This is a genomic window from Candidatus Pedobacter colombiensis, from assembly GCA_029202485.1.
Taxonomy (GTDB): Bacteria; Bacteroidota; Bacteroidia; order Sphingobacteriales; family Sphingobacteriaceae; genus Pedobacter; species Pedobacter colombiensis.
In genome coordinates, this window is the sequence record CP119313.1 from 1942928 (window position 1) to 1955115 (window position 12188).

Annotated in this window: 10 protein-coding genes; 5 read left to right on the forward strand and 5 right to left on the reverse strand. The window is 38.6% G+C overall.

Translation table 11 applies throughout. The features are described from left to right. The first annotated feature begins 24 nt into the window (after positions 1–24). Genes mutS through P0Y49_08205 form a run of 3 tightly spaced genes read left to right on the forward strand, consistent with a single transcriptional unit; the run spans position 25 to position 3282 of the window. Positions 25–2634, forward strand: coding sequence for a DNA mismatch repair protein MutS (mutS, locus tag P0Y49_08195; protein ID WEK21119.1), 2610 nt, complete (start codon positions 25–27; stop codon positions 2632–2634). Between the two features lies 1 nt (position 2635). Next, positions 2636–3157 carry an NlpC/P60 family protein gene (locus tag P0Y49_08200; GenBank protein ID WEK21120.1) on the forward strand — a complete coding sequence of 174 codons (522 nt, stop codon included), beginning with the start codon at positions 2636–2638 and terminating at the stop codon, positions 3155–3157. A gap of 2 nt (positions 3158–3159) precedes the next feature. Next, positions 3160–3282 (forward strand): hypothetical protein, encoded by a 123-nt coding sequence (locus P0Y49_08205; protein ID WEK21121.1) that lies wholly within the window; start codon positions 3160–3162, stop codon positions 3280–3282. Here the strand turns inward: P0Y49_08205 and P0Y49_08210 are convergent. Together P0Y49_08210 and P0Y49_08215 are read right to left on the reverse strand one after the other, a co-directional pair. Continuing rightward, a complete protein-coding gene (locus tag P0Y49_08210) occupies positions 3268–5184 on the reverse strand; it encodes a DUF3857 domain-containing protein (protein ID WEK21122.1) in 1917 nt (638 codons plus the stop codon). The genes P0Y49_08205 and P0Y49_08210 overlap by 15 nt on opposite strands. After that, on the reverse strand, positions 5181–7154 hold the full coding sequence (locus P0Y49_08215) for a DUF3857 domain-containing protein (GenBank protein WEK21123.1): 1974 nt from the start codon (positions 7152–7154) through the stop codon (positions 5181–5183). The genes P0Y49_08210 and P0Y49_08215 overlap by 4 nt, the downstream gene beginning before the upstream one ends. A gap of 163 nt (positions 7155–7317) precedes the next feature. Between P0Y49_08215 and P0Y49_08220 the strand changes: the two genes are divergently transcribed. Further along, a complete protein-coding gene (locus P0Y49_08220; protein ID WEK21124.1) occupies positions 7318–8301 on the forward strand; it encodes an exonuclease domain-containing protein in 984 nt (327 codons plus the stop codon). A 30-nt stretch (positions 8302–8331) separates the two neighbouring features. On the opposite strand, the gene queG is transcribed toward P0Y49_08220, so the two are convergent. After that, positions 8332–9270: a tRNA epoxyqueuosine(34) reductase QueG gene (queG, locus tag P0Y49_08225; protein WEK21125.1), complete on the reverse strand. Its 939-nt coding sequence runs from the start codon at positions 9268–9270 to the stop codon at positions 8332–8334. A gap of 81 nt (positions 9271–9351) precedes the next feature. Between queG and P0Y49_08230 the strand changes: the two genes are divergently transcribed. Further along, the gene (locus P0Y49_08230) at positions 9352–9564 is read left to right on the forward strand and encodes a hypothetical protein (protein ID WEK21126.1); all 213 of its coding nucleotides are present in this window, start codon (positions 9352–9354) and stop codon (positions 9562–9564) included. A gap of 4 nt (positions 9565–9568) precedes the next feature. Here P0Y49_08230 and P0Y49_08235 read toward each other — a convergent pair whose 3' ends face one another. Together P0Y49_08235 and ruvB are read right to left on the reverse strand one after the other, a co-directional pair. Further along, entirely contained in the window at positions 9569–11074 is a 1506-nt protein-coding gene (locus P0Y49_08235; protein ID WEK21127.1) for a bifunctional GNAT family N-acetyltransferase/carbon-nitrogen hydrolase family protein, read from the reverse strand. Between the two features lie 54 nt (positions 11075–11128). Beyond that, positions 11129–12151 (reverse strand): Holliday junction branch migration DNA helicase RuvB, encoded by a 1023-nt coding sequence (ruvB, locus tag P0Y49_08240; GenBank protein WEK21128.1) that lies wholly within the window; start codon positions 12149–12151, stop codon positions 11129–11131. Between the last annotated feature and the right edge of the window lie 37 nt (positions 12152–12188).

Here is a 12188-nt window from a genome sequence, read left to right on the forward strand (position 1 = left end):
ACGATTTTGTAAACTGAAATCATTTTGGCTAAAGATAATACTAAGGAAACCCCGTTAATGCAACAGTACAATGCTATTAAAGCAAAGTATCCGGGAGCATTATTGCTGTTTAGGGTAGGCGATTTTTATGAAACGTTTGGTGAGGATGCGGTGAAGACAGCCCAGATTCTTGGGATTGTATTGACCCGGAGAGGTACAGGACCAAATGGAGCATTAGAATTGGCAGGTTTCCCCCATCATTCACTAGATAATTACCTTTCAAAACTGGTTAGGGCAGGACAAAGGGTAGCAATATGTGATCAGCTGGAAGACCCTAAAACAACTAAAACCATTGTAAAAAGGGGAGTTACTGAACTGATTACGCCAGGGGTAGCGTACAATGATAATATCCTTAGTCAGAAGTCTAACAATTATTTAGCCGCCGTTTACTTTGATAAAACACAGTTGGGCGTTTCTTTTGTAGATATTTCTACAGGGGAATTTCATGTAGCACAAGGAAGTGCAGAGTATATTGATAAACTTCTACAAGGTTTCAAACCCAATGAGGTTGTTTTTCAAAAGAGTAAAAGAAAGGAATTTTTAGAGTTGTTCGGTGATCGGTTTTATACCTATCATTTAGATGACTGGGCTTTTACAAGCGATTATGCCAATGAAATCTTAACTAAGCACTTCGAAGTTAATTCTTTAAAGGGTTTTGGGGTAGATAGGTTGCAAATTGGTATTGTTGCAGCTGGTGTAGCTTTACATTATTTAAACGAAACAGAGCATCGCAACTTAAAACACATTACTTCCATATCCCGTTTGGAGGAAGATAAATATATGTGGCTGGACAGGTTTACCATTCGCAATCTGGAACTGGTCAATTCGGCCAATGATAATGCGGTAACCCTTTTCCAGGTACTAGATCAAACCAGTACCCCAATGGGTGCCCGTTTGCTTCACAAGTGGATCATTATGCCTTTAAAGGAGTTAAAACCTATTGAAGAACGCTTAGGAATGGTCGATTTCCTGGTGAAAAACGACCCACTCTTACAAGAGTTTTTAACTCATATCAAACAGATTGGAGATCTGGAGCGGTTAATTTCTAAAGTTGGCCTTCACAAAGTTGGTCCACGGGAATTGTGTCAGTTAAAAAAGGCTTTATACCATATAGAAACGGTTAAAACACTTGCAGAGGAAACAAAGAATCCTTTTCTGTTGGCATTGGCCGGACAGTTAGACCCTTGCTTAAGCGTCAGAGAAAAGCTGGAAAGGGAGCTGCAGCAAGACCCACCGGCATTGTTGATTAAAGGAAATGTAATTGCGGAAGGCGTGGATGAGGATCTTGACCGTTTGCGTAAGATTTCATTTGGTGGAAAAGATTATCTGGTAGAAATTCAGAAAAGAGAAGCCGCAATAACAGGTATTCCTTCCTTAAAAGTAGCTTTTAACAATGTTTTTGGTTATTATCTGGAAGTTACCCATACCCATAAAGATAAAGTGCCTGCCGACTGGATCAGGAAACAAACTTTGGTTAGTGCAGAACGGTACATTACTCCGGAGCTAAAAGAATATGAAGAGCAGATATTGGGCGCTGAAGAAAAGATTCAGCAAATAGAAGTAAGGCTTTATACAGAGTTGATGCATCAGGTGGCTGCTTATATCAGGCCAATACAACTTAATGCGTTTTTAATTGCTCAATTAGATGTATTACTATGCTTTGCGCAGCTTGCGGTTAAAAATCACTACGTAAAACCTGAACTGAATAAGAAGAGGGTGTTGGACATTAAGGGTGGAAGACATCCGGTTATTGAAAAGCGCCTTCCTGTAGGAGAAGAATACATTACTAATGATGTACTTCTCGACAATGATAGCCAGCAGATCATCATCATTACAGGTCCCAATATGTCTGGTAAGTCAGCCATACTACGCCAAACAGGCTTAATTGTACTGATGGGGCAAATGGGATGCTTTGTACCTGCTAAAGCGGCTACAATAGGTTTGGTGGATAAGATATTTACCCGTGTAGGCGCTTCTGATAACTTATCATCCGGAGAAAGTACATTCATGGTAGAAATGAATGAAACTGCCAGTATCCTCAACAACATCTCTGATAACAGCTTAATTTTACTGGATGAGATAGGTCGTGGTACAAGTACTTACGATGGAATATCTATTGCCTGGGCTATTGCAGAGTTTCTGCATACCCATCCAACGGCAAAGCCAAAGACGCTTTTTGCAACGCATTATCATGAGTTAAATGAGTTGGCAACAACCATGAACCGCGTTAAAAACTTTAATGTTTCTATAAAGGAAGTAGGCAATAAAGTAATCTTCCTGAGGAAGTTGATTCCAGGAGGTAGTGAACATAGTTTTGGTATTCATGTCGCAAAAATGGCTGGTATGCCACCAAAGCTGATCAATAGGGCTAACGAGATTTTAAAGAAACTGGAAATAGACAGGACGGAAGGCCAAAGTATAAAAGACAGCATCAAGAAAGTTCAGAATCAGGCCTATCAGTTGCACATGTTTGCTGTTGATGATCCTATTTTAGTTAAAATCAGGGATATGCTCAATAACCTTGATGTGAACGTATTGACTCCGGTAGAAGCATTGTTGAAATTAGATGAAATACAACGTTTAATTAAGCAGTAATATGAACGAACTAAAGGCGATAAACAAAAGCAGGCTATTGTTGATAATAGCCGTAATGTTTGTTTTTTCTGCCTGTAGCTCAAGAAAATATACTGCAAGACCAGTTGCCCTTCCAACTGCCGCTGCTAAAGCGGCAGATGCCATGTCGCACTTAAAAAGTAAGGAATTGTATCGCTTTATAAGTGATTGGACAGGTGTGCAATATGTTTTGGGTGGACTGGATAAGAAAGGGGTTGACTGTTCCGGTTTTGCCTTGTTACTGCAAAAATATATATACGGAAATGAACTGCCAAGAAGATCAAGAGATCAGGCTGATGCAGTAAAAGAAAAGGATTTAAGCAGTTTAAATGAGGGTGACTTGATTTTCTTTTCCTTTGGTGGTGGCACTGTAGACCACGTTGGGGTATACCTGAACAATAATTTTTTTGTACATGCCTCTACTGCGCGAGGTGTTGTTGTAGATGATTTAAGTATTCCGGCTTATCAAAAGGCTATTGTAAAGGCCGGTACATTAAAAAAATAATCATGAATAAGCCAAAACACGACATTTCATTCTGGACCAAATATAAAAAGTTTGCCACTACCGAGATCCTGATGTATCTGATTATGGTAATAGGAATAGCTGCAGGGATTTTAATTCTTAGCTAGATCGGTTTTAAAAATTGCTTTTAGCTGGTCGTTTGTACTTACTGTACTGATAAAATTTGCAAAGTCAGCATATTTATCAGCTGGATAGGTTCCATCATTCAAAACAAATTTTCTACGGTATATCAGTTTTTTATCTACTTTTTTTACGCTGATGCTATAAGTGCCAAAGGCATTCTTAATTTCAGTATCTGTAGGAATAAAATCAAAAATAACATGATCAGGAAGGGTATAAGTAAGTTCATCAATATCTGTATAGCCTCTATTGATAAAAACAGGAAGGGTTCTGTTTCTTACTTCAGGAATAGTACGCTTTTTATTGAATGCATTTAGTACAAGGTAAATATGGTTATTGGTTTGGGGAGCATATTTCTGAATGCTGAGGTGAAGTGATTCTGTAGTGATCGGCGTATCGCCTTTATCCTGAGTCAGCTTAAAGGTATCGAAATCAATATTGTCTATATCATAGGTTGTCTTCAGTAATTTTAGTTGCTCCTTTAATGGCTGATTAATCAATTGGTCGCAGTTGTCATATTGCGCACCGCCGAAAGTTGTTTGCATTGTTCCATTAATGTTTCCTTCCGCATCAAGCACAAGTTCAGCTTTACGACTTTGTAAATTCATTTGTGTAGATAGGGCTGGAGTTTTGAGTATTCTTCCGCCATCTTCGGTACAGGCCAGAACGGTACGGTCATCAGTAAAGCCGCCCAAAAAACCAAAAGGACTTTCCTGACTGGTGCATTCAAGCCAGGTGGTGTCATTTTTTAATGGAAGACAAAGTATGATGTGGTTTCCCTGGTTCATACTGGCAAATTCAGGTTCCATGTTCTTTTTAAAGCTGCCGGCATTTACTACACAATACCAGGATTGAATATTTATGGCTTTCAATAAACTTTGGGTATAATTAACAAGTGCTTTACAATCTCCATACGACAATTGATGAACCTCACTAGCCAGCATGGGCTGATTGCCCCCTATACCTATCTGTACACTAATATAGCGGGTCTTTTTCTGTACATATTCATAAACCTTTCGGGCTTTGTCTTTGTCGTTTTGTATACCTGCTACTAAGGTTTTAACCTCTTCTATGGTCTCAGGACTTAGCGTTTGCCTATCTTTTATCAGTTCTGTATAAATCCATTTGCCGAGTTCCTCCCAGTTTTGGTATTTTCCTTTATAACCATAGTAATTAAAATCTTCGGGTGCTATTTTAACATGACAGCGGTAATTCTCAGGATCAGGGGCATAAGGCTCTGGTTTAAAGGCAGGCAGATTTTTGACAGCCCAGGTCTGACTTTTCAATTTCTCATTAACCACTATTTCCGGTTCTCCCTTATAGTTAAAAGCCTTTATCCTTACTTTATCATTGGGTTTGCAGATAAATGTATAACTACTATTCTCAACTGCTACATCAGGCGTACGATTGGCATACCAGTCAGGTATAGCCAGATTTTGTTTTGATCGGATCTCGTACTCATATGATATTGTATAAGGATAAGATAACACAGTAGGTTCAAAATGCTTCACGCGGTCATCTTCAAATAAAGAAATAGCACTCACAGCACTATGGTCAGAAAAATTACTAAGCGTAAATTTGCTGATAACCTTGCCAAACGCATCCAAAATTAAGCCTTTAGCAGATTTGATAACTGTATTTTTATTATAAAATAGGGCGATCTCTGCTTGTGAGTCCCCATTTTTATTAAGTATGGTAATTACTTTTTTAACGCTCATGATGACATTGTCGGCCGAACGCATATCTACAGTGGTTTCAGTCTTCCTGATTACAGCATTGGCTCGGTTCTTTAATTCGGCAGAAATTTGATCTGCAGGATATTGATCTTGCGAAAAACAGTTGAAAGAACAGAAAAGAAGGGCAATTAAGCCAATTTGTTTAAGCATCATTTGCCTTGTTTTTTAAGAATAATATCCGTTTTTTGAACTTGAATGATTCTACTGTAAAACTCTTTAAGCGCTAAATACTCTATAGGGTCATATATAGGTTTGTTGAATTGCAGTAATTGGTTAAAGCCCAGCACGCCGTCTTCTAAGGTACTTGAGCATAAGAATCTGCCACCTCCATTTGGAAGACCTATATTTAATTCTTTAGGCTTATCAGCTAAGGTATAGTTATCCGGCAATTTAATTGATATTGAGATACGATCTTCAGATTGACTACCCAAATCCACAGGATAGGTTCGTTCATTTAAGTTAAATGGATTTCTGTTAATCCTATTAAGGAAAAATGGATTAAAAAAGAGAGGATCACTATTGGCATTTTCAAAGGCGGATATTTCAACATCATAAGCTTCGATAAGCGGGTTTTCCAGACTATCCAGATTCTTTATTTCATGTTTAAGAATGCTGATCTTTGGCATACTCTCATCAAGCTTTTCTACGAATTCATCAATAGAACTAGCAGCCATAATTCTTCTTCGTTTATTTAAAGCAGCATAACCGATTGAATAGTTGGTTAGTACTCCTTTTATTTTGCCATCTTTTCCAAGTTCACCGGTTAAGTTATATCGGGTCGTTTCTCTTTGGCTGGCCGTAAGATCATACCAATAGGACGGTTTTTTTAAAGGAATTACGCGTCCCTGGCCATTAATACAATGTAAAGGAAGCAAGCCAAATGGCATTAAGGGCTCTGAAGCATCAAGTAAATAAGATTTACCATCAATATTTACTTTCGCAATGACATAGTTAAAATCGCTGATGACCGGGAAAAGTGTGTTAACCAGACCATTTGAGCGGGTAGATAGAATCATAGCTTCTGCATCAAGATCTGCCGCACTTAATGCAGCAACCAATGCTAAATTGATATCTCCTGTATTTCCAGAATGTGTTTCTAAAGCCTTTTTAATAGTGTTTTCACTGTAAAGTCCAATAAAGCCATTTTGTTTAATGTTACGTTTTATATAATAAAAGATTGCTTTAGCTTTGCTTAGGGGATCGGTGGTGTTTTTAAGTATATCGGGTAACAGTTCTTTAAAAAGATCCTTTCTTTTAATCTGGCTACCAAAAGATTTGTCATCAATTAGCTCATAGTCTACATCTTTCCATTCTTTAGTGATACTCTTTTTAGCACCTGTTGGGGTAATATATTCAGACAGTTCAAAATTAATAGCCGATTTGAAGTTACTTGGTGCAGTCATATAATCCTCTTCAATCAATGCTGGGATGTCTTTCATGATATACGTCATTTTTGAACAGTCAATAGTCCTCCCTGCAATTCTGAGACATTCTTTATTCAACTCCGCATTTTGTGAGGTTAGCTTTTGCGCTCCGCGCAAGGAGACATTATAATTATACAATGCCGGGATCATAGCAATATATTCACTATGCAACTTTGGGATATTGGATTGGAATTCCCATGACCTGAAATTAAAGATGCTTGGCGAATATAAATGATAACTGTACTCAATGATGCTACCTTCAGATAGGTTAGGCATGGTAAACTTGGTTAGCGTAACATACTTATTTTTTTTTTCTGTAAATATTTTCTTTTTATCCAGCGCCGTAAGGGAGATTGCACCGTTTGTATAATTGATAGTGCTGGCCTTTAGTTCCTCTATGGTATCTTCCTTGTCCCCATATTTTCGTAGTGGAATGATAATATTGGCATTTTCAAAACCATTTTTATTAAGAATTTTTATCCTTACATGGTATTCAAAGTCTATATATAAGTTGCCATAATTATCATCAAGTCTAACTGCAGCTGTACCAAATTCACGTAAAACTACAGCATTAGCGTTGCTGTCCAGTTTTGTTTTGGTAAAGTTAAGGTCGCCCTGACTCACTTTCAGATATTCGAAATCCTGAGCAAATAAAGTAGTAGAAGAGAAAAAGGCAATTAGAAAGAAAAGATTCCTCATTAGCGAGCGTTTAAAGTATAATAATATGTTGCAAGATATATGGAGAAATCTGAATAAAAAAATGCAATGTAAATTATTCACATAGAAATTAATGTGTTATCAAATAACTTAAGGATTAATGGATGATTTTTACGACTTTTGAAACGCTACCAAAAAGATTGAAATGAAATTAAATTTAAAACGCCCACTCGCATTTTTTGATCTGGAAACTACCGGTGTAAATGTCGGTGCAGATCGTATTGTTGAAATTGCTATATTAAAAGCTATGCCTGATGGATCTGAGTTGATCAAATCCATGCGCATTAATCCAGAAATGCCAATTCCATTGCATTCATCATTGATACATGGAATTTATGATGAGGATATTGCTACAGCACCAACTTTTAAAGCTGTTGCTACTGAATTGGCTGATTTTATTGGCGACGCCGACCTTGCAGGTTATAATTCTAACAGATTTGATATTCCGGTATTACTGGAAGAGTTTTTAAGGGCAGGAATAGATTTTGACATGTCTGACCGGAAATTTGTTGATGTTCAGAATATATTTCACCAGATGGAACAACGCACCTTACGCGCCGCTTATAAATTCTACTGTGGTAAAGATATTATCAACGCACATTCTGCTGAAGCTGATATTACTGCCACTTACCACGTATTATTAGCCCAAATTGAACGCTATAAAGACGTTGCTTTTGAGGATAAACAAGGTAAGATCTCCAAACCTGTACAAAATGATGTAGAAGCACTTCATACATTTACCAATATGAACAAACCGGTTGATTTTGCCGGAAGGATGGTTTTTAATGAAAACGAAGAAGAAATATTCAACTTTGGTAAACACAAAGGCAAAACTGTAGAGCAGGTTTTTGATATTGAACCGAGCTATTATGCCTGGATGAAACAGGGTGATTTCCCTTTGTACACCAAGAAAAAGCTGGAAGAAATCTGGGCAAGGTGGAACAAAAAGAAAGATTTGCTTAAGCAGGAGAGACAACAACTAACAGAAGCCAATAGGCCAAAACAGCCTCAAGCTAAGCCGCAACAAACTCAATCGAAATCGCAAACTGCTCCAGTAAGGAAAGAAAAGCCTGCTGTAGATGTAACTAACGATATGTTAGAACAGCTAAAAATGAAATTTGGCAAATAGATATATCACCATAGAATTATTAAAGACCCTTTAGAGGGTCTTTTTTATGAAATCAATATTTCTCGTTAGTCCTTTAAATTTGGTGCGTTTAACTGCTGAGTTTTTAAAGATAGTCTTAAAAACATCTTCCGTAATGTCTAGCCAATCCTCACGCTTCATTGTTAGCAATTGCTCGTTAGGCTTAAACAAGGGTTCGGTATGGGGAGCAGAAAACCTGTTCCAGGGGCATACATCCTGACAAACGTCGCAACCAAACATCCAGTTGTCCATTTTGTCTTTAAAACCCTGATCTATTTCTTCTCTCAGCTCGATAGTTAAATAAGAGATACATTTCTTAGCGTCTATCACATAAGGTGATAAAATAGCATCAGTAGGGCAAGCATCTATACATTTTGTGCAGGTACCGCAATGGTCAGTTTCAAATGGTTGGTCATATGTCAGTTCCAGATCTACAATAAGCTCAGCTAAGAAAAAGAACGATCCGCTCTTTTTATTGATGAGATTGCTGTTTTTGCCAATCCATCCAATGCCCGCACGTTTTGCCCATGCACGGTCTAATACCGGAGCTGAATCCACAAATGCACGACCCGCAACCTCTCCAATCTCTTCCCCAATAAAGTTCAACAACTGAAATAGCTTATCTTTGATCACCTGATGGTAATCCATTCCATAAGCATATTTAGAGATCTTGGGTGCATCAGGATCGGCTTGCTCGGTCCCAGGAAAATAGTTTAACGTAAGTGAGATCACCGATTTGGAGTCATCAACAAGCAATCTTGGATCCAGGCGCTTGTCAAAATGATTCTCCATATAGGCCATTTGACCATGGTGGTTATTTTGCAGCCAACGTTCTAATTTGGGTGCTTCTTCCTCCAAAAAATCAGCTTTTGCAATACCGCATTGCATAAAACCAAGCCTTAAGGCTTCTGCTTTAATCATTTGACTGTATTTGGAGGCATTGTTTATCATCGCCTGCAAAGATAAGGCTTTGTATTGTAAACTTTTTAAGGGCTTACTTGTTGTTGATTTAATAAACCAAAGCTTAAAGTTATGGAAAACAAAGAGGAGAAACCTCATGAAGAACATCTCCATCCCCATGCACACAAACCTATAGAGGATAATTATCCAAAACATAAGGCTGATCCAGGACCCTCTCCACAGGCAGTGAAGGAGAAGGACATTAATGGTGCAGCAATAGTTTTAAGGTGGATTATACCCTTGTTGGTTATTGCCTTGCTGATTTATTGGTTGTTTTTTAAGTAAATGCTTACTTTAATAGCTTTACCTCATACAAATCTGTCCGTCGGTCCTTTAGAATCCTTACAGTGCCAAAATGGTGTATTTCATCCAGCAAATGTAAGTCCACGTCAACCACGAGCATCATTTCTGTATTAGGCGTGGTTTCAGCTTTTACCGCATCGGTAGGGAAAGCAAAATCTGAGGGTGTAAACACTGCCGACTGAGCAAATTGTATGTCCATATTGTTAACCTTAGGTAAGTTACCTACACAACCGGCAACGGCTACATAACATTCGTTCTCTATGGCTCTGGCCTGTGCGCATCTTCGTACTCTGGTGTATCCATTTTGAGTGTCAGTTAAAAACGGTACAAACAGAATCTGCATTCCTTGATCGGCATAGATCCTGCTCAGCTCAGGGAATTCCACATCATAGCAGATTAATATGCCTACTTTACCACAATCTGTATCAAATACCTTGATTTTATCACCACCTACCATTCCGTAGTATTTTAATTCATTTGGAGTGATGTGAATCTTTCTATATTCGTCCGTTTTACCACTTCTATGACATAAGTAAGTGACATTGTATAGTTTGTTATTCTCAACAACCGGCATACTGCCGGATACAATATTTACATTATAAGATAAAGCATATTGTTGTATCCGATCGACAATCTCGGCGGTATGCTCAGCCAGTTTCCGCATGGCTTCCATTTCTGGTAAGTGATTGTAGGGATGCAGCAGGGGAGTATTAAAAAATTCAGGAAACATAATAAAGTCTGATCCATAGCCACTAACCGCATCCACAAAAAACTCCACTTGCTCGTAAAAAGCTTCTATATCAGGAAATAAGCGCATTTGCCATTGTACTAAACCAATTCTAATGGTTTTAGCCGAACGCGCGGAGGCATCTATACCCTGATAGTAAATGTTATTCCATTCCAGGAGAGTTGCAAACTCCTTGGATTCATGATCACCAGGAAGGTAGTTTTTCAAAACCTTCCGCACATGGAAGTCGTTGGAAAGTTGAAAGGTAAGGGTAGGGTCATAAATTTCTTTTGACTTTACCTTGTCAATATATTGTCTTGGGGTAAGTTTATCCGCGTATTCATGATAGCCTGGAATACGGCCACCGGCAATAATGCTCTTCAAGTTCAGACTTTCACATAGTTCCTTACGTGCTTCATATAACCTTCTGCCCAATCTAAGCCCGCGATAGTCGGGGTGGACAAAGATTTCAATTCCATAGAGTACATCACCTTCCGGATCATGAGTTGAGAAAGAATAATCGCCGGTTATATTTTTATAAGTGTGCCTGTCCCCATATTCGTCGTAATCTACAATCAAAGACAAAGAACAAGCAACGACCTTATCATCCACTGCGATACATAGCTGGCCTTCAGGAAATAATTTGAGCAATCGTTCAATGCTGCTTTTACTCCAGATTTGTCCAAGGGTTTCGTATGCCTGCTGCATAGATTCCCTTAAATCATTGTAATCAGAGAGGGTAAGTTTTCTTGTTTCTATGTTCATATAAGCGGTTTTGTCTTATATGGGAACAGAAAAAACAGCCCAAATGTTTGCTTTCTAAAACAATCTTCCCGTTTGTCCTGGATAATTTCTTTGCAGGTGTTTGTAAGCGGCTTCTGTAACTTCACGGCCTCTGGATGTACGCATTAGGAAACCTTCCTGGATCAGGAATGGCTCATATACCTCTTCAATCGTACCTTCATCTTCGCCGACTGCAGTTGCAATGGTTTTTAAACCTACGGGACCACCTTTAAACTTATCAATGATGGTCGTTAGTATTTTGTTGTCCATTTCGTCTAAACCATGCTCATCCACATTTAAGGCTTTTAGGGCATAGCGGGCGATGTTTGTATCTATCTCGCCGCTACCTTTGATCTGAGCAAAATCACGTGTACGTCTTAATAAGGCATTCGCTATACGTGGAGTACCTCGACTTCGACGTGCAATTTCATAAGCACCTTCATCTGTAATCGGTGTTTTTAAAATTTCTGAAGATCGTAAGATAATGGTGGTGAGTAACTTTGCGTCATAATATGCTAATCTGGAATTGATCCCGAACCTCGCTCTTAAAGGTGCTGTTAACAAACCCGAACGGGTAGTCGCACCAACAAGAGTGAATGGGTTTAAGCTAATCTGCACAGAGCGGGCATTGGGCCCACTCTCCAGCATAATATCTATTTTAAAGTCTTCCATGGCAGAATATAGATATTCCTCAACCAATGGGCTTAAGCGGTGTATCTCATCAATAAAGAGGATGTCTCCTTCCTCAAGTCCGGTTAATAGGCCCGCCAGATCACCTGGCTTATCTAATACTGGCCCAGAAGTAACTTTTATGCCTACACTCATTTCATTGGCAATGATGTAAGAGAGAGTAGTTTTACCCAGTCCCGGAGGCCCATGTAGTAAAACATGATCCAATGGTTCACCACGTAACTTTGCAGCTTGTACAAAGATTTTAAGGTTTTCCATTACCTTTTCCTGTCCGGTAAAATCATCAAAAGCCTGCGGCCGCAATACTTTTTCAATATCACGTTCTACCGGTGACAAGCTTTCAGATGATGGATCAAGATTTTCGTTCATTGCTCAAAAATACGCTTAAAAATTAGAATTGTAGTAT